This window comes from Lysinibacillus sp. FSL L8-0312 (assembly GCF_038003285.1).
Classification (GTDB): Bacteria; Bacillota; Bacilli; order Bacillales_A; family Planococcaceae; genus Lysinibacillus; species Lysinibacillus fusiformis_D.
Map to the genome: position 1 here is coordinate 2796503 of NZ_JBBOOV010000001.1, position 24839 is coordinate 2821341.

Annotated in this window: 22 protein-coding genes; 5 read left to right on the top strand and 17 right to left on the bottom strand. The window is 38.0% G+C overall.

Annotated elements, in window-relative coordinates; translation table 11 throughout:
* Positions 1-6: 6 nt before the first annotated feature.
* Complete coding sequence (hflX, locus tag MHI22_RS14080) at positions 7-1293, bottom strand: GTPase HflX (protein WP_340812266.1); 1287 nt, start codon at positions 1291-1293, stop codon at positions 7-9.
* A 135-nt stretch (positions 1294-1428) separates the two neighbouring features.
* Entirely contained in the window at positions 1429-2916 is a 1488-nt protein-coding gene (gene putP / locus MHI22_RS14085; RefSeq protein ID WP_249646073.1) for a sodium/proline symporter PutP, read from the bottom strand.
* Between the two features lie 199 nt (positions 2917-3115).
* Here putP and MHI22_RS14090 point away from each other — a divergent pair, with 199 nt between their 5' ends.
* Positions 3116-4276, top strand: coding sequence for a class I SAM-dependent methyltransferase (locus MHI22_RS14090; RefSeq protein ID WP_058844747.1), 1161 nt, complete (start codon positions 3116-3118; stop codon positions 4274-4276).
* Positions 4277-4337: 61 nt separating this feature from the next.
* Here MHI22_RS14090 and MHI22_RS14095 read toward each other — a convergent pair whose 3' ends face one another.
* The gene (locus MHI22_RS14095) at positions 4338-5657 is read right to left on the bottom strand and encodes an ABC transporter permease (RefSeq protein WP_036128417.1); all 1320 of its coding nucleotides are present in this window, start codon (positions 5655-5657) and stop codon (positions 4338-4340) included.
* Position 5658: 1 nt separating this feature from the next.
* Positions 5659-6345 (bottom strand): ABC transporter ATP-binding protein, encoded by a 687-nt coding sequence (locus MHI22_RS14100; protein WP_036128420.1) that lies wholly within the window; start codon positions 6343-6345, stop codon positions 5659-5661.
* Positions 6346-6768: 423 nt separating this feature from the next.
* Between MHI22_RS14100 and MHI22_RS14105 the strand changes: the two genes are divergently transcribed.
* The 4 genes from MHI22_RS14105 to MHI22_RS14120 all read left to right on the top strand — a co-directional run bounded on the left by MHI22_RS14105 (position 6769) and on the right by MHI22_RS14120 (position 11180).
* The gene (locus MHI22_RS14105) at positions 6769-7389 is read left to right on the top strand and encodes a DUF47 domain-containing protein (RefSeq protein ID WP_036128422.1); all 621 of its coding nucleotides are present in this window, start codon (positions 6769-6771) and stop codon (positions 7387-7389) included.
* Between the two features lie 21 nt (positions 7390-7410).
* Complete coding sequence (locus MHI22_RS14110) at positions 7411-8427, top strand: inorganic phosphate transporter (RefSeq protein WP_058844748.1); 1017 nt, start codon at positions 7411-7413, stop codon at positions 8425-8427.
* A gap of 368 nt (positions 8428-8795) precedes the next feature.
* Positions 8796-8945 (top strand): hypothetical protein, encoded by a 150-nt coding sequence (locus MHI22_RS14115; RefSeq protein ID WP_157492955.1) that lies wholly within the window; start codon positions 8796-8798, stop codon positions 8943-8945.
* Positions 8946-9068: 123 nt separating this feature from the next.
* Positions 9069-11180 carry an MMPL family transporter gene (locus MHI22_RS14120; RefSeq protein WP_340812269.1) on the top strand — a complete coding sequence of 704 codons (2112 nt, stop codon included), beginning with the start codon at positions 9069-9071 and terminating at the stop codon, positions 11178-11180.
* 46 nt (positions 11181-11226) lie between these two features.
* Here the strand turns inward: MHI22_RS14120 and MHI22_RS14125 are convergent, their stop codons facing one another.
* From MHI22_RS14125 to MHI22_RS14185, 13 genes are all read right to left on the bottom strand, one after another.
* Positions 11227-11835 carry an alpha/beta hydrolase gene (locus MHI22_RS14125; protein ID WP_036128466.1) on the bottom strand — a complete coding sequence of 203 codons (609 nt, stop codon included), beginning with the start codon at positions 11833-11835 and terminating at the stop codon, positions 11227-11229.
* 17 nt (positions 11836-11852) lie between these two features.
* The gene (locus tag MHI22_RS14130) at positions 11853-12044 is read right to left on the bottom strand and encodes a hypothetical protein (protein WP_036128468.1); all 192 of its coding nucleotides are present in this window, start codon (positions 12042-12044) and stop codon (positions 11853-11855) included.
* Between the two features lie 21 nt (positions 12045-12065).
* Positions 12066-12530 carry a hypothetical protein gene (locus MHI22_RS14135; RefSeq protein WP_036128470.1) on the bottom strand — a complete coding sequence of 155 codons (465 nt, stop codon included), beginning with the start codon at positions 12528-12530 and terminating at the stop codon, positions 12066-12068.
* Between the two features lie 136 nt (positions 12531-12666).
* Positions 12667-13290 (bottom strand): NUDIX hydrolase, encoded by a 624-nt coding sequence (locus MHI22_RS14140; protein ID WP_036128472.1) that lies wholly within the window; start codon positions 13288-13290, stop codon positions 12667-12669.
* Positions 13291-13301: 11 nt separating this feature from the next.
* The gene (locus tag MHI22_RS14145; protein WP_036128475.1) at positions 13302-14393 is read right to left on the bottom strand and encodes an AI-2E family transporter; all 1092 of its coding nucleotides are present in this window, start codon (positions 14391-14393) and stop codon (positions 13302-13304) included.
* 242 nt (positions 14394-14635) lie between these two features.
* Positions 14636-16333, bottom strand: a complete 1698-nt coding sequence (locus MHI22_RS14150) for a M3 family oligoendopeptidase (protein WP_036128477.1) — start codon at positions 16331-16333, stop codon at positions 14636-14638.
* 142 nt (positions 16334-16475) lie between these two features.
* On the bottom strand, positions 16476-17003 hold the full coding sequence (locus tag MHI22_RS14155; RefSeq protein WP_051891773.1) for a YdcF family protein: 528 nt from the start codon (positions 17001-17003) through the stop codon (positions 16476-16478).
* A gap of 658 nt (positions 17004-17661) precedes the next feature.
* On the bottom strand, positions 17662-19404 hold the full coding sequence (locus MHI22_RS14160) for a methyl-accepting chemotaxis protein (protein WP_330493694.1): 1743 nt from the start codon (positions 19402-19404) through the stop codon (positions 17662-17664).
* A gap of 199 nt (positions 19405-19603) precedes the next feature.
* Positions 19604-21352, bottom strand: a complete 1749-nt coding sequence (locus MHI22_RS14165) for a methyl-accepting chemotaxis protein (protein WP_340812271.1) — start codon at positions 21350-21352, stop codon at positions 19604-19606.
* 82 nt (positions 21353-21434) lie between these two features.
* Positions 21435-22730: an arsenic transporter gene (locus MHI22_RS14170; RefSeq protein WP_340812273.1), complete on the bottom strand. Its 1296-nt coding sequence runs from the start codon at positions 22728-22730 to the stop codon at positions 21435-21437.
* 66 nt (positions 22731-22796) lie between these two features.
* Entirely contained in the window at positions 22797-23516 is a 720-nt protein-coding gene (locus MHI22_RS14175; protein ID WP_036128496.1) for a YebC/PmpR family DNA-binding transcriptional regulator, read from the bottom strand.
* Between the two features lie 200 nt (positions 23517-23716).
* Positions 23717-24178, bottom strand: coding sequence for a low molecular weight protein-tyrosine-phosphatase (locus MHI22_RS14180; protein WP_036128500.1), 462 nt, complete (start codon positions 24176-24178; stop codon positions 23717-23719).
* A gap of 58 nt (positions 24179-24236) precedes the next feature.
* Positions 24237-24839, bottom strand: a complete 603-nt coding sequence (locus MHI22_RS14185; protein WP_036128502.1) for a lysophospholipid acyltransferase family protein — start codon at positions 24837-24839, stop codon at positions 24237-24239.

Here is a 24839-nt window from a genome sequence, read left to right on the forward strand (position 1 = left end):
ATTTTTTTAATTGACAACATATTGTTGGTACTTGGCATAATCTGCTGCCTTTACTTCAAGCGATAATAATGTACCGCCCTCTTCATAGGCTGTATTAAAAACAGAGGCATATTCATTTAAATAAGAAACAACGTTGCCTTGGTCATAAGGAATTAACATGTCACACGTCACATAATGAGAGAAGATATGCTGACGAATCAATTGTATTAATTCCTCTAAACCGATCCCTTGTTTTGCTGAAATCCACATATTATCACCGCTGACTACAGGGTAAGGAACATCTGCTATATCAGCCTTATTGTAAACATAGATTGTTGGAATGTCTTCTACTCCAACCGCCTTCAGCGTTTCATTTGTCACATCCATCATAAATCCATGCTCTGCATTTGAAACATCAACAATATGGAGTAAAAGATCAGCATCTCGCGCTTCTTCTAATGTGGATCGGAACGCTTTTACTAAATGGTGGGGTAATTTACTAACAAAACCAACTGTATCTGTCAGTAAAAATGTCTTTTTATCGGGTAGTTCAATTTGACGAACTGAAGTTTCAAGTGTAGCAAAAAGCATATCCTTTTCAAAAACCTGTTTATGTTCTTCTTGCCCTATTTGGGCAAGCAACTGATTCATAATGGTTGATTTACCCGCATTTGTATAGCCGACGATTGATACAACTGGGAGTGCATTTTTTCGACGCTGTTTACGTTGTGTTTCTCGTTGCTCTTTAACGTGCTCAAGATCCTTTTTAATTTTAGCAATTTGATCTTCAATTTTTCGTCGATCCAATTCAAGCTTCGTTTCACCAGCACCACGGTTTTTAAAGCCGCCTCCAGTACCACCGCCCTGACGACTTAGAGAGGCATGTAAGCCCACTAAGCGAGGTAGCATGTATTGTAACTGAGCTAATTCCACCTGCATTTGTGCTTCTCGTGTTTTTGCCCGTCTTCCAAAAATATCTAAAATAAGCATTGTTCGATCAATAACCTTCGTTGCTAAATCACGCTCTAAATTACGAATTTGAGAAGGCGACAATTCATCATTAAAAATAACAAGATTTGCTTGCGCTTCTTCATAAAAATTTTTGATTTCTTCTATTTTACCTGTCCCCACATAATGAGACGGTGTAACACGCTCCAAATTTTGCGTGACAACGCCTACTACTTCCACATGCAAGGCCTCTGCTAAATTTTTTAGCTCTTCCATAGAATAATCAAAATGCTCATCATTTCGTAAATTTACGCCAACTAATATGGCCTTTTCAAGTAATACATCGACTTCCTTAATTCTATCCATTAGAAACCTCCCACCAAAGCTTGGTGTCTCTACGACAAATTTTCTTCATTTTACCATATATAACTCTTTTTCGTATCTCTTGATATTCAGCTATTTTTCTAAAAAATGCGCCTCTTAAGAAAAGGCGCATTTTAACTATTTTCTTTCTTCTTTTAGTATTGTCTCTGAGCGAGTGAACTCTTCTTCAATTTCTTTATTTGGTCTATATGTCAGCATACTGACAACAATCGCAACAATTAAACAAACAAAGAAGCCAGGAACAATTTCATATAGAGCACTTGATAAAACATCCACTTTACCCCAAACAAACGCAGTTGCAGCCCCTGTTATCATTCCGCTAAGTGCCCCATAATTCGTGAGCTTTCTCCAATATAAAGAGAGTAAAATAATAGGTCCAAACGCTGCACCAAATCCTGCCCAAGCAAAGCCAACTAAGCTTAAAATGGAACTATCTGGATTCCACCCTAGGATTGCTGCAATAATTGCAACAACTAATACAGCCATACGCCCAACAAACACATAATGTTTATCATCTGCTGTTTTATTAAATAAAGCTTTATAAATATCCTCTACAAGCGCTGAGGAAGTCACAATAAGCTGTGAGGAAATGGTACTCATAACAGCTGCTAAAATAGCCGCCAGCATAATACCGGCTATAAATGGATGGAATAAAACTTGTCCTAGGACAATAAATACTGTTTCAGCGTCTTTCAGCTCACCAGCGTTTTGCTCATAATAGGCTACCCCTACCAAAGCTGTCCCAATAGCACCGAATAAACTTAACATCATCCAGCCAATACCAATACGTCGAGCCTGCTTTGTTTCTTTCACAGAGCTAATTGCCATAAAGCGAACAATGATATGTGGCTGTCCAAAATAACCTAATCCCCAAGCAACTGAAGAAATAATTCCTGCCGCTGTCGCAGTGGCTGGTAATAAATTTAGAAGATCTGGACTAACCGCTTTAATAGAGGTAATTGTATCTCCTATCCCACCTGTTACAAATAGCCCGAATAACGGTACCATAATAAGTGCTAAAAACATAATAAGCCCTTGTAAAAAATCTGTATAACTAACCGCTAAAAACCCACCGAATAGGGTATAGGCAACTGTTACGCCTGAAACGATTAATAACCCTGTGTGATAATCATAACCAAATGAACTCTCGAAAAACTTGCCTCCTGCTACCATTCCTGACGATACATAAAACGTGAAAAATAATAGGATGATAATACCTGAAGCAATCCTAATAAGCTTAGTATTATCACGTAATCGATTATCCAAATAACTTGGAATGGTAATGGAATCATTCGTAACCTGTGTGTAAACCCGTAAACGTGGTGCAACAAGCAGCCAGTTTAAATAAGCCCCTATTGTAAGTCCAATCGCAATCCAAGCTTCCACAAGACCTGATAAAAATATCGCACCTGGTAAGCCCATAAGGAGCCAGCCAGACATATCCGCAGCACCTGCACTTAGCGCAGTAACCGCTGGACCTAAGGAACGACCGCCAAGCATATAGTCTGTTAAATTGGATGTTTTCACAAATGCATACCAACCTATTGCTAGCATGGCGACCATGTAAATAATAATTGCTAATAATTGATACATGTTATCTGACATATTTTCTCCTCCTTTTTTCCTCTTTAGTATCTCCAATTCAAAAAGAATTACTATATTTAAGATACCATGAATATACAATTCCACCTATAAATACTCAGAATTTTTATTAAAATTTTTCCGAATGTCAAAGTAGCCATTGTCTATTATAAAATGTGTTAAACTAGTGCCATCTATTACACAATAAAGTAGGCGAAAATGTATGACATTTGAAGAAATGAAAGCTCTGCTCATTGAGCAAATTTTACAGCAACAGCTTGTGACTGCTACAATCAGTCAACCACGCATGAAATCGAACGAAATCAAACGTATAAAATTAAAGCCATTAATGTTAAAAAATCATTATCATATACAAATTGAATACCAATATGAACGCATTTTAAAACATGAAAATATTGAAGTGGCCGATTTCCCTTACAAGCTTGAAGCCATTTTTGAGGATTATCGTCAAGCACATATCGATTTTGTAGATGAAAAAGTACATGTGCAATTATCCAAAAAGAATAAGGTCCTTTGGAAATCTGATAAAGCGACCTCCCCTAAACAAGTCAATTTAGCCCATAATCGAAAAAAAAATTATTTACTATCTGATGACCAGCCCTATCCATTTTTAATTCGGCTTGGGGTACAAACAGAGGAAGGGAAAGTAAAGAAACAAAAATACGATAAGTTTAAGCAAATTAATCGTTTCATTGAATTTATTGATGATGCTTTAACTTACTTACCTCAGGATCGACAAGTGCGTATTTTAGATTTTGGTTCGGGTAAATCTTACTTAACCTTCGCTTTGTATCATTATTTAAAAATCGAAAAGGGCTTAGACATTCGTGTTACTGGTTTAGATTTAAAAAAAGAGGTTATTGAAGAATGTTCAAGAATCGCACAGGATCTAGGCTATGACCAGCTCGAATTTCTTGTAGGAGATATTAATGATTATAATGATGAATCTGCTGTGGACATGGTGGTAACACTACATGCATGTGATGTTGCGACAGACATGGCACTAGCTCGTGCTGTGAAATGGGGGGCCAGTGTAATATTAAGTGTCCCTTGTTGTCAGCATGAGTTAAATCGTCAATTAAATACGCCAGCTCTTGATATTATGTTGCAACACGGTCTTGTTCGAGAACGTTTTGCAGCACTAGCCACAGATGCTATTCGTGCTGAAATATTATCCTTGGTTGGCTATGAGGCACAGCTTTTAGAGTTTATTGATATGGAAAATACCCCTAAAAACATTTTAATCCGAGCATATCAAACAGGTAAAAAACCTAGTGAAGAGCAACGCGCCAGCTATGATGCCTTCTTAAAATTGCTCAATGCCACACCATTTTTAGCTAAAGAGTTAAAAGATTATTTATAATCTACGGGGTACTCCTTCCCTAATAGAAAGGCGATCCATCTTTGAAATGGACCGCCTTTTATTATAGCTCTTGTCGTAAAGCTTGAATCACATCTATTTTAGTCGCTTTGCGTGCTGGACGATAGCCTGAAATCATCGCTACTCCGATACTAATGGCGGCTGCAATAATGACTAATTGCCATGGTATAAGAGAGAATATTATATCATTTGTTGCAAAAGCCTCCTCTCCTGTCGCTGCCTTAAGAATCAATGGTAATGCTGCGTTAGCCGCAAAGCTGATGGCATACGAAATAACAACCGCAATAAACGTTCCAAAAATACCAATAAACGTGCTCTCCATTAAGAATAATCGTTGAATAAGCTTCGGACTTGCACCAATCGCCTTTAACACACCGATTTCACGTGTACGCTCTGTGACAGCCATTGTCATTGTATTAAAAATACCAATAGAAGCAATCAGCACCGCAATCGTCCCTACAAAGATTAAGCCAATTTTTAGTACAAGGAAAAATACATTCATTTGATCTAATTGTTCGGTCACTGAATAGACACTATAGCCTTTACCCTTTAACTTCTCCAAAATCGGCTTTACATTTTCTAAAGTATCCGCATAAATATTAAATTCTGAGTAAAATAGCTCATCTTCTTTGATATCACTATTGGCAGGTATATTTTCAGCTAACACTGACTTTTGTGCTTTATCCATGTGAATGGCGTTATCAACCATCCAATCATAAGAAGGCTTCTCCATCACACCAACAATTGTATAGGCCATTTTTTGCGTTTCATCATTTGTGCCAGTATGAGGCACTAAGGAAAGCTCTATATTTTTTCCAATTAATGATTCTTTATAGCCTTCTTCACTACCATCATAGTATGTTCCTTCTGCTTCAGCCTTTTTACTCTTTTCTTCAATAATATTGCGTTCTGCCGCATTCAATAATGTTTGACCAAAATGATAGCCTACAACAATTTCATTTGGCTTTGTTGGATAGTGTCCTTTTGCAAGCTTGCCGTTCACCTGCTCAAAGTCCTGCATATCCGACAAAATTAAATTAGAGGTTGTATCACGATCACCTAAAAAGGAATGTGCAGAAGCATTCACACTTATCGTTTCAAGCACCGTTTCTACATGGTTCAAATTTTTAATTTCTTGTACTTGCTCTTCTGTCAATTGCTTATCGCCATATACTTGAATTTTCGTAACTGTTTCATTCGAAAGAATTTCATTGCGTAAAGATTCCTGTAATCCAAAACCAACGGATGCTAGCACAATCAGAAAAGCACAGCCCATCGTTGCAGCTAATATCGTCATAAACACGCGCAGCTTATTTTTCTTAATATGTTGTGTTACAAAATCTAGTTGATCTTTAAATAACATGTTAAGCCTCCTCCTTTACAAGTTCGCCATCATACATGCGAAAACGTCTATGTGCTATCGTGGCCACTTCTTCATCATGCGTAATAATGACAAAGGTTAGCCCTAGCTCACGGTTTAGGCTCTGGATAAGCAATAAAATATCTTGCTCGGTTTCTGAATCAAGACTTCCTGTAGGCTCATCAGCAAGCAATATCGGAGGATTTGTGATAAGGGCACGCGCAATACTGACACGCTGTTGTTGTCCACCAGATAATTCATTAGGATAATGATCTGCCACTTCTGTCAGACCAACTTTGTCCATTAATTTCTTTACCCTTTCTTTCCGTACAGCCTTACGTAAGCCCTGTAGTTTTAAAGGTAATTCAATATTTTCGAAAGCCGTTAAACCCGGCATCAACTGAAAGTTTTGAAAAATAAAGCCAAATTGACGTAAGCGAAAAGCAGCACTTTCTGTTTCAGTCAGATGGGCTGTTTCCTTACCATTTACTTTAATAGACCCCTGTTCAGCTTTCATAAAACCAGCAAGAACTTGTAATAAGGTCGATTTGCCAGAGCCGCTTTTTCCTACAATGGCAACAATCTCTCCTTTATTAACTTCAAAGTTCACACCTTTCAATACTGGAACCTGTTTTTCCTTCCCTCTTTTACCAATTAAAAATGTATGTTGTAAGTTTTCAACTTGAATCATTTGTTTATAAACGCTCCTTTCTCATTCATTTCCCATTGTAGAAAACAATTCTTAATAAAGAGGAAGGATAAAAATGAAGAAATTCTTAAGAATAAGAAGACTTCCTCATAGTACAAACGTATTTACATTAGCTTTACAATTCATCATGCTATTTCTCTTGTTATTCATCCTATTTTCCGTTGAAATCTGTACCAAACAGAAAAAACTATAAGATAATTCCTTATTAAATAAAGACTTTTCCTGTATCTATAAAAGTAAATACAGTTTGTTCCCCTTTCATTTTGTGAACGAAATAAATATTACAGGAATGTAAATTTTCATGTCGAATATAAAGTTTTTATGTAGATAAATTAAAGATTTTGTTATGATAATAAAGTTTAGAGGTCGATTAATTTTATTTACATCCAGGAGGATTCGATTTACATGCTTAACTCAAAAAAACAAGACCCTTTCTTTATTGCATTGCATAAAATTGCTGAAAATATGAGAGAGGCTGTACATTACGCAAATGATTTTCGTATTAACAGTGTAGCTGACCTAAAAGAGATTAGCATTACAATGAAAAATTACGAAACTGCTGGCGATAAGCTCATTCATGAACTGATCGTAATGCTAAACAAATCATTTATGACACCTATTGAACGTGAGGATATTTTAGAGTTTGCCATTCGTATGGATGATATTTTAGATGGAACAGAACACTGTATTGCACACTTTGAAATGTTTTCCCTGACAGAAATCGATGAATCCATGCGTACGTTCTTAGGGTTTATTTCTAAAAGTGCTGATGAAATTGTTAAAGCGACTGAAGAGTTAAAGAAAAAGAATCTAATTGGCATGCGTCCACACGCAATTCTTATTAAAGACTATGAACGTGAATGTGATGAGGTACAGCGTTCTTCCATTAAGAAATTATTTTTAAATGAAAAAGATCCAATTCGCCTCATTAAATTTAAAGATATATATGAACAACTTGAAGATATCGCTGATCATTGTCAAAACGTAGCAAATACTATGGAAACAATTATCATGCGCAACGCATAATTAGGAGATGGGCACTTTACAATGAACACAATCATTATACTAACCGTACTGGTCGTCATCTTTGCCCTTACATTTGACTTTATCAATGGCTTCCATGATACAGCAAATGCTATCGCAACTTCGGTTTCCACTAGAGCATTGCCACCTCGAGTAGCAATCATCATGGCAGCAACCATGAACTTTATCGGTGCTATTACCTTTGTAGGGGTTGCAAAAGCTCTAACAAAAGATATTGTAGACCCTTTCTCTTTAAATGCTTTTGAAGGTGACACAACCGGTTCAGTCGTTATTTTAGCTGCATTAATTTCAGCTATAATTTGGAATTTATTGACATGGTATTTTGGTATTCCATCTAGTTCTTCTCACACATTGATTGGCTCTATTGCCGGCGCTGCTATCGCTTCTGCTGGCTTTAATGTACTAAACTATGGTGGCTTTACTAAAATTATTATGGCGTTAGTTTTTTCTCCAATACTTGCTATTTGCGCAGGTTTTATTATGATGACGCTATTTAAAATATGGTTTAAAAATTTAAACTTATATCGAACAAATAAAGGTTTCCGTACTATGCAAATTTTCACTGCGGCCATTCAATCATTTACCCACGGGACAAACGATGCACAAAAAGCAATGGGGATTATGACAATGGCGTTAATTGCTGGTGGTTTGCATACAGGAGATGAAATACCGTTCTGGGTGCGTGCAGCAGCAGCAGCAGCAATGGGTCTAGGTACATCGATAGGTGGTTATAAAATCATCAAAACCGTTGGCGGTAAAATTATGAAAATCCGCCCTGTTAACGGTGTAGCAGCAGATTTAGCTTCCGCTACTGTCATTTTTGGGGCTACGTTAGTCCACTTACCAGTATCAACCACACATGTTATTTCTTCATCTATAATGGGTGTTGGTTCTGCACAGCGTGTACGTGGTGTAAACTGGGGTATGGCCCGCAAGATTGTCACTACTTGGATTATTACAATGCCAATTTCAGCCGTTATGGCATCTGTTATTTATTTCCTCTTATCATTATTCTTTTAATAAAAGGCTCCTGTCCAATAGATGGACAGGAGTCTTTCATGTTGTTGAAAAAAGGTAATGTCAACGGCATAATAAGCAATTTTGTAAGGCGAGGGGTTGATTTCCGTTCCGCCAGCGTCCTTTCCAGGGGGCGTCCGATGAGCCGCTTCACTCACTGCGTTCGCTCCAGGGTCTCCTCTATGACGCTAAATTCCCCTAGGAGTGACGCTGGCTCCACTCCAATCAACCTTTCTGCAAAAGTGTCTTTTCCTGAACAAAATAGCCCATTATTTATATTATAAGAGAGGATAGCCTCTTATTTTCAATGTGGAGAAGTGATGTGTGACAACACCCCTCCATAAAAGAGTAGTGAATGCCTTCACTTTTTTATGGATTGGAGTGGAAGGCTACTTGACTCCCGTGGGAATAGCGAGACAGGCGAGCCTCTAAACGGAGCGGTAGCAGAGGAAGCGGCTCGGCGCTCGCCCACAGGAAAGCAAGTAGCCTGCAACGGAAATCCTTTTTCACCTTTCACATAAATTCTATGGATGGTTTTGTTTTTCAACACTATGAAAGACTCCTGTCCAATATCTTTACTTTGTCACACGACAAAATGTGACACATCCTTTACACTATTTGAGAAGGGGGATGCATTAACAACCATGAAAACTTTTTCGGCATTTATTACAGCACATGCAAAAGCAATCGTAGCGATATGGCTTATTATTTTTCTAGCAATGGCTTATTTTGCTCTACAGCTTCCAGGTAAACTTCAGGGTGATGGCTTTTTTGTTGAAGCCGACCATACCTATGTGACTAATGAGCTAGCAGAAAACTTTGATCTACCATCTGATACGATTTTAATTGTCTTTGATCCAGCTGAAGATCAACAAATCAAAGACACTTTAAAAAAACTAGATAGCATAAAAGACATACATTCAATCCAATCACCTTTAGAAGACTCCTCTTTACGTAAAGATGACATTGCCTATGCAATGGTTCATTTAAAAAATGATGTGGAGAATCTTTCTGACATTGTAGAAAATGTTCGATCATTAATTGAAGTAGACGGCGTTAGCATTACGGGAGGACCCGTTATTTCTGCTGACATTAATACAGCCAGTCAAAAAGATTTAGCTTCCGCTGAAGCCATTGGGTTACCCATTGCCATCGTTGTTCTCTTATTGGCTTTTGGTACAGTGATTGCTTCTATTTTGCCAATCATCATTGGTGTTGTAACAGTTGTTACTGCGTTCGGTATAATGACGCTCCTTAGTGGTAGTGTGAATCTATCCATTTTCGTCTTAAATATTGTCCCAATGCTCGGGCTTGCTTTAAGCATTGATTTTGCATTGTTGTTTATTAATCGTTACCGAGAAGAGCGTGCGCACACCTCTATAGTCCAAGCTATTCAAACTGCTATACAAACAGCAGGGCGTTCCATCATTTTCTCTGCTGTTTGTGTCATGATAGGCTTAGGCGCTATGATCGTTATTGATGTAGAGATTTTTCACAATATCGCTCTAGGAGGTACCATAGTCGTCCTGTTAGCCGTTCTTTCTGGCTTGACACTACTCCCTGCCACTATGATGCTATTAGGAGATAAACTCAATAAATGGCGTCTAATACGCATTAAACCAGGTGGTGCCAATCGTTGGCGTGGCTTTGCAGGCTTTGTCATGAAACATCCAATAGCCATTGTAATCTCTGCTTTATTATTACTTGGCATTGGTATGCTCCCATTAAAGGACATACAACTAACGATTCCACAGGTTGACTCCTTGCCAACTAAATATGATGCACGTGCAGCATATGATAAATTAGATGAAACGTTTGGACTGGGTGAATCATCTACGTTATATTTATTAGCTGAACGAAAAGAAGGCTGGGAGGATGCTGAAGGAAGAGAGCTCATTTATGCTATTCAAGAAAAGCTATTAAAGGACTCCCTAGTAACAAATGTTTCAACAGTCTATACAGCTGCTAACATTCAAACACCTGAGGAGCTTTCCACTTCTTTAGCAATTCCACAGATTGCGGAACAGTTAAAGTCTGTAATGAATACTTTTTCAAAAGATACTCAATTATTTATCCCTATTACCATCGATGCAGCGGGCTCTTCCACTACTGCTCAAAAATTTGCCCGATCTTGGATGGATCAAGATTTAGGTGTAGATTTCGCGCTTGGAGGACCCGCTAAATTCAACCAAGAGATTTTTGATGAAATTGCGAATAAAATAGTTTTGGCTATAGCCATTATCATCGTTTCCACATTCTTTATTTTAATGCTGGCATTCCGTTCGATTTTAATACCGTTAAAAGCGATTATTATGAACATTATTGGGCTTTCATCTGCGTTCGGTATACTCGTTTATATTTTCCAATATGGACATTTTGGTATTGAAGCAGGTCCGATTGTACTAATTATTCCAGTCATTGTTTTCTGTCTGGTGTTCGGCTTAAGTATGGACTACGAAGTCTTCTTAATCTCTCGTATCCAAGAAGAATATTTAAAAGGGGCAGATAATACACACGCAACAATTGATGGGTTAACATCCACTAGCCGTATTATTACATCGGCAGCGCTTATTATGATTGTTATTACAGGGGCATTTGCCTTCACAGACGTGATGCCTGTAAAACAAATTGGTGTTGGTATAGCCATTGCCGTTGCTATTGATGCGACGATTATTCGTCTTATGCTTGTGCCAAGTCTCATGAAATTATTTGGTGATTGGAACTGGTGGCTACCTTTTTCAAAGAAAAGTAAATAAAATCATTAAAATCCGCCTCCTTTAGGAAAAGAGGCGGATTTTTCAATTAAACATAGATACTGTTATACCATTCTTTTGCTGCTTGTACTTCCGGCATTGTTAGCTGATGACCAAAATTAAACCAAGCTGTCGTGACCATTGCACCTGAAGACGTTAAAAGCGCTTCTAAATCCTCAGACTCCTGTGCTGTACACATCGGATCATTCGTTCCAGCACCGATAAAAACAGGCGTAGAAGAAAGTTGAGGTAATTCTATTCCACGTCTTGGTACCATTGGATGATGTAAAATAGCTCCTGCTAATGCATCAGCATAGTGGAATAATAAGCTTGCTGCAATATTAGCGCCATTTGAATAGCCAATCGCTACAATTCGTTGGCGATCAAAGCCATATTGCTGTGCCGCCTCCTGTAAAAAGTCATGAAGCTCTTTAGTTCGAAAGATTAAATCCTCTATATCAAAGACACCTTCTGCTAATCGACGGAAAAATCGCGGCATCCCATGCTCAAGAACATTTCCACGTACACTTAAAATATTGGCTGTTTCATCTATTTCTTTTGCCAACCCAATTAAACTTTCTTCATTACCACCCGTGCCATGTAACAATAGCAACGTCGGTTTTGTTTCATCTGTACCTTTATAAAAAATGTGTTGCACTAACAATCACCTCTCGATTATCTTGAATTCGAGATAATTGTAGCCTGTGGCAAAATTAAATTCAAGCTCTTTGACTTATTAATTTCTCGATTTTCTCGATTCGGCTGTTCCTCATGGTTTTTATAAAAATTAGTAATGGTAAAAACTGAAAATAAACATGCCACGATTAAAACAACAATTACAATTCCCACTAATTTTTTTCCGTTCATTTATGATGATCCCCCGTATGTTTATTTCTTTGTACGAAAGCCTTCTTCTAGTAAATATTCCTTTGCCGCGTCATACGTACCAAATGCCTCTTCAAGATTTTCTCCATGATACACATTCCAAGAACGTTGCTCAAACGCTAGCTGTAATTTCACACCATCTCGGCTATGCCAAATCTCTACAATCGGCTCCTGCTCTTCTACTTCTTCTGATAAATACTGAATAGAATCCTCAATAATCTCACGTAGCTGTTGCTCATCGTAATCACGGATATTCACTAATCCTTTATCAGTAGCCTCTTGCTCATAGCGTAATAAATCCCCAACAAAGACAAAGCCATTGCCATTTGGGTGAAGCTTTTCCACTACAATTGTCTTTTCATAAAGACTATCCATATAGTGATAATTTAAGCGTTTTAATGAAATCTCCTTTTTTGTTAGTCCAGAAAACGATTCAATAATCGCTTGTTTTTGTTCAAATGTTAGCATATTAAAAATGCTCCTTTTCTTTACAATCTATCTTACAGTATAACGTATTTTTTACTGTTATATCGTGTAGTTTCTAAATCATTTTTGCCCAAAAAGTAGGACAAGCTTACATTGATAGCTTGTCCTACTTTCCCTCTTATGATGTTTGATTAAATATCTTTTCGCGTGTAAATTTTATCACTTGTGCTACATACAATTCTCGATAAGGAACAAATTGCGTGGTGCCAACTGGTCTGACAATTTTCACTCGTTGACCATCAGGGAAATACTCGTACCCTTCAATATTAAGTGTTGTTGTTTCTCCCAAGAAGAAAGCCTCAGCCTCATTTAGCCTTGCTCTCACTACACCTGATACTTCCTCGTACTGTAAATCAAAGGAATCCCAATCGTGCTCGAAAGGGTATATGTAGACATGGCAAAATTCATTGTCAATCATATTTTCGGAAACGATACTACAAGAGGTCATGCCCATTTTGACAACTTCATGGACATCTATCTGGAGCCCTAATTCTTCTTTTACTTCTCTGATACCTGACTCCACAGTCTCAATCGCTAAAAGATGTCCTGCTGCTGTAATATCGAGTAAGCCTGGATAATCCTTTTTCTGTGAGCTACGTATTTGAAAATAAATATAGTCTTCATTGACAAGCCAGCAATGAAAAGTCTCATGCCAAAGCCCTTTTTCATGTACTTCTGCTCTCGTAGCTGTCCCTATTTGCTCATGCTGCTCATTAAATACCTTTACAATTTCTTGTTCCATTGTTTCGACTCCTATACTGACTTCGTCGCTTTTTTCTTAATCGCATTACGTTGATCATAAATATTGGATACGATAACCTTTAATACTGCATAAAATGGTACAGCGATAATAATTCCAATAAAACCTGCTATATTACCTGCTGCTAGAATAATTGTAATCACGGTTAGTGGATGGATATCAAGGGATTTCCCCATAACATTAGGTGTGATAAAGTTGCTATCAATTTGCTGAGCAACAAGCGTCACAACGGATACCCACACAACTAAAATAGGATCCTGAATAACTGCTACGATCAGCGCTGGCGCAAAGGCGATCCAAGGTCCGATAAATGGAATCATGTTCATAAAGAACGCGAAGATTACTAGCAGCAACGAATAGTCTAATCCAATAATTAAATAGCCGACATACATAATAAGTGCTAATAAAAAACTAATTTGCAGTTGGCCCTGAATATAAGTACGTAATACATCATCAATTTCACTTAACGTTTTCTTTACCCATTGCTGACGTTCACCACTGAAATACTTATAGATGGATGGTGCAAATTTCTCATGATCCTTCAGCATAAAAATAAAGAAAAACGGAATTAATATAGCTAATAACGATACGGACACTATGGATTGTAAAAAAGACATAAATCCTTTACTCGCCACTACTGCAACATCTTGTACTGAATTCGCCATTTTTTCAATAACATCATTTAATTGCTGTGGGAAGTTATCTTTATTTTGCGTTACATAGTCTGTTAGTTGCTGAATGCTTGTGCTAATGCTCGTACTAATCATAGGGGCATTCTTCACTAATTTATTGATCTGCTCAGCAATCGGATTACCAATAATCCAACCAAAAATCCCTACAATGGCTATTAGCCCAAATACAATCGTCAAAATACTTCCCCATCTAGGAAATCTACGTTTTTCTAAAAATCTCTGGATCGGTTCTGTCACATAATAGAGGACACCGCCAAGTAGTAAAGGGACAAAAATAGCTTTTAATATGATGACTAATGGTGAAAAAATCCAATGAATCTCTATAAAATATTTAATGATTAGTAGTGTAATTAATATCCCTACACCTACTTGAAACCAAACTTTCCTCGTCACTTTTATTCACTTCCTTTTTTCACAGTTACTGAAAATACTACTGATATATTACCCATTTCGCAAGTATCCTAGTATTTTTAAACAAAATCAATGATACTACTGGACGACATTGCTACATGCGCACAGCTAAGCCATGCGTCCAGATTTTTCGAATTTGCTTGAAAAATCAACTTTGACAAACTAAAAAATTCGCTCACTTCCACAACGCTTAGCATGGAAGTGTAGCGAATTTACGTAATCAATTATAGTGAAGAATCGTCTACTGAATTTAAGTATTCCTCAATTTCCCCGATAACCGATTCAACACAGCCATCTTCAAATGGTGAAATTAAACCTGCCTCTTTTACCAGCTTTGTAAAGGACATAGAACCACCTAAGCCACATAGATGAATATAGTCTTTCCAAGCCGATTCAAATTCTTCACGTGAGCGTTTCCAGAACTGGAATGCACAAATTTGGGCTAACGTGTAATCAATATAATAAAATGGACTTGCATAAATATGACCCTGACGTTGCCATATGCCTCCAGCCTCTAGGTAGCTGTTATGATCATAGTCGCGGTGTGGTAAATATGTTTCCTCAATTTTTTTCCATGCTGCTTTACGTTCAGCCGGCGTCATTGTTGGATTTTCATAAATAACATGTTGGAACTCATCTACTGCAACACCATATGGTAAGAATAAAAGACCACTACTTAAATGCGTAAATTTATATTTCTCTGTATCCTCTTTAAAGAACAACTCCATCCAAGGCCATGTGAAGAATTCCATACTCATCGAGTGAATTTCACAAGATTCATAGGTCGGCCATAGATACTCTGGAATGCCAATGTTACGGCTTGAATAAACTTGGAAGGCATGTCCTGCTTCATGTGTTAATACATCGATATCACCTGACGTACCGTTAAAATTCGAGAAAATAAATGGAGAATGATAGTTTTCAATAAATGTACAATAACCACCACTCTCTTTCCCTTTCTTCGCTACTAGGTCCATTAAGTCATGGTCAATCATGAAATTGAAGAATTCTCCTGTTTCAGGTGATAATTCCTCATACATTTTCTTACCATTCGCCACGATCCACTCTGGATCTCCTTTTGGAGCAGCATTACCTGATAAGAAGTTGAATGCTTCATCATAGAATTTAAAATCTTCAATTCCAATACGCTTTGCCTGACGCTCATATAGCTTCGTTGCCACAGGTACAATTAAATCACGAACCTGATCACGGAATTTTTGAACCATTTCCGCATTATAATCAATACGATTCATACGAACATATCCTAGCTCAACATAGTTGTTATAGCCTAGTTTAATCGCAATTTCATGACGTACTTTTACAAGCTCATCATATAAACGATCGAAATCATCTTCATGCTTCGCAAAGAAACCGAAACGGGCATCAGTTGCTGCCTTACGTGTTTCTCGATCAGTTGATTCTGCAAACGGACCAAGCTGAGCAAGTGTTAATGTCTCCCCATTAAAGTCAATTTGTGCAGAAGCTACAAGCTTATTATACTCAGAAACAAGCTTGTTTTCTTTTTGCATTAAATCAATAACTGCTGGTGAAAAACCCTTAATTTGATAGCTTGCAAGGTCAAATAATTGTTGACCCCACTTCTCTTCTAATTGCTCACGGAATGGTGAATCAATTAATGCTTTATAATATTCAGTCGTTACTTCTTCTAGCTCTGGGCCTACTTCATCGAAATAATCGCGTTCTGCTTGATAAAATTCATCATTCGTATCGATTGAAGCGCGAATGTATACTAAGTTAGCCATTGTCGCAAAGTCATTACTGATGGCATTTAGCTTCTCAATTACACCACTTTGCTCATCTATTGATTGTGCATGTTTAAATTGCTCGATAAGTGCTAATTGCTGTTCTTTCATCGCTGCCACATTTGGACGGCTATACTGATAATCTTTAAACGTTGTCATTGAAGTCCCCTCTTTCTGTCCTATACCCCGTGATATTTCTATTATATGCCAAATGGAACCTATTAAGAAACAATTATCTATTTTTGTAGTGGTGTTTTTTACGAGAAAGCACTAGAAATGATTACGCCTCAATGAAAGTACTTTAATAGCCAACAATATACGTTTTTAATAAAGCGGCTCTTTCTCTCAATCTTAGTTTAGCTTCTACTGACTTTGGTGTTTCGGCTGCGACGACATCCACTTCGAAATCTAAAGTTTCTGCTAAATACTTGGCGCGTTTCAAATGAAAGTCATTTGAAACGATGGTGATTTTCTTTGTATCTTTCGGTAATAGTTCTTTGGAAAATACTAAATTTTCATAAGTGGACGTAGACTTGTCCTCGACGATAATCCTTGTAGCCTTGATACCGTTCTGTTCTAAATATTCTTGCATAACAGATGCCTCTGTTTGATCTTCATCAGGTCCTTGCCCCCCTGACACAATGACCTTAACATGAGGGTATTTTGTTAAGTATGGAACTGCCACCTCTAATCTACTCTTTAATGAAAGTGATGGTACACCACCCGCCTTTACTTTTGCCCCTAGTATAATCATATAGTCAGCAGAGCCTTTTGCACTTGGTTCAACACCCTGCTCTATTTGTTTTCCCAACCAAATATAAAGAACCATTCCAATGCTTACTAGAAGTACACTTCCTCCAATTACCCATTTTTTCACAAATCACCCCTCCTTTACCTTTTATTAACGCAGCTAAAGAAAAAAGGATGCTTGTTGACCAAGCATCCCATAGTGTTGAAAAACAAAACCATCCATAGAATTTATGTGAAAGGTGAAAAAGGATCTCCGTTGCAGGCTACTTGCTTTCCTGTGGGCGAGCGCCGAGCCGCTTCCTCCGCTACCACTCCGTTTAGAGGCTCGCCTGTCTCGCTATCCCACGGGAGTCAAGTAGCCTTCCACTCCAATCCATAAAAAAGTGAAGGTATTCACTACTCTTTTATGGAGGGGTGTTGTCACACATCACTTCTCCACATTGAAAGTAAGAGGCTATCCTCTCTTATAATATAAATAATGGGCTATTTTGTTCAGGAAAAGACACTTTTGCAGAATGGCTGATTGGAGTGGAGCCAGCGTCACTCCTAGGGGATTTAGCGTCACAGAGGAGACCCTGGAGCGAACGCAGTGAGTGAAGCGGCTCATCAGACGCCCCCTGGAAAGGACGCTGGCGGAACGGAAATCACCCCCTCGCCTTACAAAATTGCTTATTATGCCGTTGACATTACCTTTTTTCAACAACATGGGATGCTTGTTGACCAAGCATCCTGCATAATTATCTCAATATAAAGCGTTTAATAGACTCCTGTAAGGCTGATATTTCATCAGTTAGATCATTGGAAGACTCACTAACAAGCTGGATTGCTCGTTGCTGCTCATCTACAGACGCTGTTACCTCTTCAGATGCAGCAGCATTCTTTTCACTAATCATTGCAATGCTTTCAATCGACTGCATAATAACATTCTTGGAGCTATTTAAATATTCTACACCCTCTGCCATATCTCCTATAATGGCTATTATTTTTTCAACAGCCAATTTAATTTCTTTAAAAGATAACGCTGTCACCTGAACCGAATCATTTTGCTGATGCACAATAGCATGCGTTTTCTGCATCTCATCATTGACTAACTTCGTTTCACTTTCAATCCCCTTTATAGTGGTGCGGACGAGCTCTGTCGCGACTGATGTTTGATCCGCAAGCTTACGTACTTCTTCTGCAACAACTGCAAATCCTTTACCATGTTCTCCCGCTCTTGCGGCTTCAATAGAGGCATTAAGAGCCAGTAGGTTTGTTTGGTCGGAAATTTGCGTAATTGTCTCTACAATACCTTCAATTTCATGCACTTTGACTATTAAACTGCCAAAAACAGATTGAATGTTCTGAATAATATCGGAAGATTCCTGTGATGTCTCTTTTAAACTATCTAGATTAACGAGACCTTCTTCATTTGATTTTTTCATATGCTGTGATGCATCCAACATTAAATCATTTTTATCGTGCAATCCTTCAATTTGCTGAGCAAACTCAATAGCTGTTCGATTTGTATCCTCCGCATCTGATGCTTGCTTGACTGCACCTTTAGATACTTCATTGATGGCTTTGACGATTTCGTCACCATAGGCATCCGTCTCTTCAGCCACTGCTGTTAGGTTCGCTGATGTCGATTGTATTTCTACAATCGCTTCCTCCACATCTGAAATAAGCGTTTTGAGTTGATTTACCATTTCATTAAAGCCCTCATTTAATTGTCCAATTTCATCTGAACGCTGTAAATGCTCAATCTCTACAGTTAAATTCCCTTGCGCTACTTCTCGCACACGCATCGATAATTTTTTAACTGGTAATGCCAGATGTCTAGATACTAAAATGACTACGATTGTCCCGATAATAATCGCACCCACTAATGTCACACCAATCACTAACAATAAAGAATTTGCCCCTTCGTTAAAATCTTGCATATATGTACCTGATGCGATTACCCATCCCCAATGTGGATCTTTCTCCGAATAAATAATTTTATCTGCTAAGACATCCTGACCTGGTAGCTCAAATTCATATACTGTAAAACCACCACCAGCAAGAGCTTTTTCAGTCACTTCCCGAATAAAATAATTTCCGCTACTATCCTGGTCATTCCAAAGATTATCCCCTTCTCGCGTTGGATGTGTTGTTAATGTCCCCTTATCATCCAATACATAAATATAGCCATATTCTCCTAAATCACCAGGATAATTAATAGGGCGTTTCCCTTCGCTATCTTTAGGTCCAAGAAACGCCTCACGTACTCGCTCCTGTGCAACTTCTAAAGGAATGTCACCTTTTTCAACACTCTCATTGGCAAGCTCAATTATTTGCAAAGCTGATTCTACGCTATTGTAAAGTACTTGCTCACCAATTTCCTCCATGCCATTCTTAGCCTTACCGTAGCTAACTATACCAATTATTAAACTTGGAATAATCAGTATTGCTAATGAAATAATAATCAATTTCCCCTGTATTGAACGTAAAAACCTCATACTTTAGCCCCCCTATTTCGTTCAACAAATATTACTTTATATTATGTTATGGTTTGAAAGTTTTCACAATGGGTAAAACACAAATTATTTTCTAATTTCCCTTAATATGGTTTATTTAGACATTTACACACTACTATCTCCTATTAAAAAACTATTTTTCTACAAGACCTATGCTTATAGAAAAATAGTTTCAAGGTCATCATAATTTGAATGTATTAATCGTATCGATAACTTCTTTAGATGTCTGATCTAAAATGGTTACAACTTCATTTAATTCCGAAACCATTGCTACTTGTAAGTCAGAGGAAGTTGCAACTTCCTTTGTTCCTAGCACACTATGCTTCGCAATATCATTCATTTGCTCTATAGTAGCTAATATTTCCTCAGAGCCAGCTGACATTTCCTCGATCACAGCTGAATCATCTTGAATTTTGTTATTTACCTCAATGACTGATTGCAATATTTGCTCTAAGCTTACACCAATATATTGCACCGCTTTATTGCCTGCTTGTACGTCTACTGTACTGCTCGACATCTCTTGCAATGCTCGATCTGTTATTTTCTTAAAGCTTTCTAAATGCATGTGTATTTCGTCAGCTGATGATTTAGACATCTCTGCAAGTTTATGTACTTCGTCCGCCACAACCGCAAATCCTTTACCTGCTTCCCCAGCCCTCGCTGCTTCAATCGCCGCATTCAAAGCAAGTAAGTTTGTTTGATCGGCAATACTCGTAATGATCGTCACCATCTCTTCAATAGAACGGAACTTCTCGCCCATCTCCTCGACATGATTAGCTGTACGTAAAACGGAGGCTTCTACATTTTGAATTTGTGATACAACTTCTTGTGAATGACCAACACTTGTTTCAACTAGACCCGTCATAGCTGAAGATGACTCGGCAATTTCAGACGTAGTATCAGCTAGACGTTGAATACCAATCGACATTTCGTTCATCGTTAAGACAACCTCTTGATTGTTTTGCTGCTGCTGCTCACTCCCCGCAGCAATTTCGATAATACGATCCGCAATTTGAGCGTTTGATGTTTCCACATGATGAGTTGTCTCATCAATCTTTTGAACGACACTTTGTAAAGCTAATGTTCGTTGTTGAATCGTGTGGAATGTTTCTTTTAATCTTTGTAGAGACTCCTTAAAGGATTGAGCAAAAATAGTAATCTCATTTTCTCCTGTCAATTGAATTTCCTCTACTGCCATAGATGCCTTAGCAATATCTCCTTGTGCAAAGTTTTGTGCGGCAACACCTAAATTTGTTAAAGGCTTCAACGCTCGATTGATATAACGATACATAATAAACATAACAAGTCCTATTAAAGCTAATATAACGACAATTAAAGCAGGTAAAATGGCTGTTAGCACAGCATTTGTCACACCACTTACCTCTGTTGCCTCTATATCTACCCCTACAAAGGCAACAATATTTCCTGAGGCATCTTTCAATGGCACAGTACCTGATAAATAATCGCCAAAATCGCTATGTAAAATATCGGAGTAGTAGTTCCCCGTATCCATTACCTTTTTTAAATCTTTATAATAGGTGGAAGCAGATTCATCTCCTATAACGCCAGCATTTTCTTGATCATCTACTGGCATACCATCCACTAAAAATCGAACCTTTTTATCTTCCTTTGGGACTGCGAAAGTATAGGCATACAGAACCCCATTTATTTCACGCAATTCATTGAGTTCTTGCCTTAGCTGCCAATATAATTCAGATTCCTTTGGGTCCTGTGAGAGTTGTTCATATTCATCTGCGTTCAAACGTTTTGCAATATTCTCAGCAACTGCAACTGCCTGTGTTCCCATTGTTTTATTAACAGATGATTTCGCTGTATAGATCGTTGTTACAATGAAAAAGGCTAACAAAGCTAATAGCATAACAAATGACATTAGCACAATTTTATTACTTAATTTACCTGTCGCTCGCATACTTTCCTCCTTTAATACGCTGATATATTAATATCTTACTATTACTTATTGTACTATTTATTTCACTATTTCGACAATATAACTATGCTATTATACTTATCCAAAAAACTAATGCTAGTAAAGTAGCGAGCAGTGTTGGAATTGTAAGAATGATGCCGATTCTAAAATACTGTCCCCAGCTAATTTTAATGCCCTTTTGAGCCAATATATGAAGCCATAATAATGTCGCAAGCGAGCCAATCGGTGTCATTTTCGGACCTAAATTTGTGCCAATAACATTTGCATAAATGAGCCCTTCCTTCATCATACCAGTTGCACTTGTTTCAGAAATGGCTAAGGCATCAATCATAACAGTAGGTAAATTATTCATCACTGCAGACAAAATTGCCGCAACAAATCCCATCGTCATGGTTGCCACTACAAAACCATGCTGTACCGCTTGCTCTAGTAAACTGGCTAGCAATCCTGTCATCCCTACATTTTTTAATCCATAGACCACCACATACATACCAATGGAAAAGAACACTATATTCCACGGCGCTCCTTTTATGACCCTCTTCGTATCTACAACCTTACTACGCTGTGCAAGCGATAAGAAAATAGAAGCAACACCGCATAAAACGAAGGATACAGGAATGTGTAGAACTTCACCGACCACGAACCCTACTAATAGGATGGCGATCACATACCAAGCTATCGAAAATAAGCGAGGATCTCGAATTGCCTGCTTTGGATGCTCAACCGCCTCAAGAGAATAATGCTGTGGAATGGACCGTCGAAAAACAATATACAGTACAACAATACTGGCCACTAAAGAAAAGAAATTCGGTACAACCATATGAATTGCATACTCTATAAAGCCGATTTCAAAAAAATCAGCTGATACAATATTAGTTAAATTACTTATTACAAATGGTAAGGAAGTTGTATCTGCTATAAAACCACTTGCCATGATAAACGGAAAAATCATTTTTTCAGTTAAATTCAGTTTTCTTACCATTGCTAACACAATGGGAGTGAGTATTAAAGCCGCTCCATCATTAGCAAATAGGGCCGACACAACTGCCCCTAGGCAAGCAATATAAACAAATAACCGAATTCCGCTTCCCTTCGCAAGTCGTGCCATGTGCAGAGCTGCCCATTCGAAAAAACCAATTTCATCTAAGATTAGCGAAATTAAAATAATGCCAATAAATGATAACGTCGCATTCCAAACAATTCCAGTTACTTCTAACACATCATGCCAGGTAACTACACCCATTAGTAAGGCAATCGCCGCCCCTATACAGGCTGACCAGCCGATAGATAGTTTACGTGGTTGCACTATGACAAAAAATAATGTGACTAAAAATAAACTAATGGCTAAAATACTCTGCATCGTTTTCCTCCCTAATTAAAAACCAGTAGCTAATTTGCTACTGGTTTACTCACTTCATTTATCGATTTATTCGCCCAAATCTGCATTGTGGAAGACATTTTGTACATCCTCTAAATCTTCTAATGCATCGATTAGTTTTTCAAACTTAGCTACATCATCGCCAGTTAAGGCAACTTCTGTTTGAGGTAGCATAGAAAGCTCTGCTACTGTAAATTCTGCAACCCCTGCAGCCTTTAACGCTTCTTGTGTCGCAAAGAATTGATCTGGCTCCGCATAAATAATAACCGCGTCATCCTCTTCTAAAATATCGCGAGCATCAAGATCTGCTTCCATTAAAATTTCAAGTACTTCATCAGCCGTTTTACCTTCTAAGCCAATAACTGCAGTTGAATCGAACATATAAGCGACAGATCCACTGACACCCATGTTCCCGTTATTTTTACCAAATGCCGCACGAACATCTGATGCTGTACGATTCACATTGTTTGTTAAAGCATCCACAATAATCATTGTGCCGGCTGGTCCAAAGCCTTCATAACGTAATTCATCAAAGTTTTCATCGCCGCCACCTTTTGCTTTATCGATGGCTTTTTCTATAATATGTTTTGGAACACTGTATGTTTTCGCGCGTTCGAGCACTACTTTAAGTGCACGGTTTGACTCTGGATCTGGTTCGCCTGATTTAGCTGCCACATAAATTTCTCGCCCGAATTTTGCATTAATACGGCTTGTGCTTTGATCTTTAGACGCTTTCTTTTCTTTAATGTTGTTCCACTTACGACCCATTGTTTCCACTCTCTTTCAAATATAAGTTTATAAAAATGATAGATACGCAGTTGCACATCTGTAAATGGTAATTAAATACTTATCGTATCTTTACTCTGCAAATAATAACACAATGATGCTTACAAAGCTATATATACCAATGTTTAAGCTAATATTTTCTGAAGAAATAGCTGTTAAAATTTTCGTTTTTTAGTGTCACTTTACAACAGCTCTTGTTTTATTTTTGCTAGTAATGCCTGACAGCCTTCTTGCACTAAATCATAGGTTTCTTGAAAATCACCCGTATAATATGGATCAGGGACGTCTTTGCGATGTTCCGTTAAATCTAGAAAACGAAAAATCTTTGGTGAGCGCGGATCGCCTAGCATCGTTCGGATATTGCGAATATTGCTTTCATCCATACCGATAATATAAGCGAATTTTTCAAAATCAGCCCGTTGTAATTGTCGACCTTGCATGCCTGTTGTGGAAATACCATTTTCTCTAAGCTTATCCAATGTACCTTGATGTGGAGGTTCACCAATATGCCATGAACTTGTGGCAGCAGAATCCACTTCAATTTTATCTCCTAAATGCTCTTTTTCTACTAACTCTCGCATGACGGCTTCTGCCATGGGAGAGCGACAAATATTACCTAAGCAAACGAAAAGTACTCGAATCATGTTTCTCCTCCTACAACAAAGCACTCAAAATCTATGTGACTCTGAGTGCCGCTTCTCTTTATTTGACTGCAATACGTTTTTGTAATTCTTCCGTTAAAGAAATTAGCTCATGTTCAAGATGTTGTGTAAATTGCTCACGACCTTCTTTCCCTTTCCCTGTTACATAAAATGGCTCACCATAGATTAAGTAGCCTTTGCCACGCTTCATTACATCGCCAGCATTACGCGCGCCAACATATGCAGCTGGAACAATTTGCGCCTTTGCTAGCTGTGCAATCGTAATCGCTCCTTGCTTCAAATCCGTTCCTTCTGAGCTACGAGTACCAGAGGGAAAAATCCCTACAATTTTACCTTCTTTCAATAACTGTGAAGGAATTTTAATCACGCTTGGTCCAGGATTATCACGATCCACCGGAAAGGCATTTAAACGCTCAATAAGCCAGCCAAGCCCTTTCATTTCAAATAATTGCTTCTTCGCCATAAAGTGAATTTCACGAGGGTACATGGCTACACCAAGGTTTAAAATATCGACGTAGCCTGTATGTGTACAAGCTATAATATACCCACCATCTTTTGGCAAGTTTTCTTCTCCATATACACGAGCCTTTGAACCCATTAATTTTAATATTACTTTGACAACATTAGCTGCTAATTTATACAC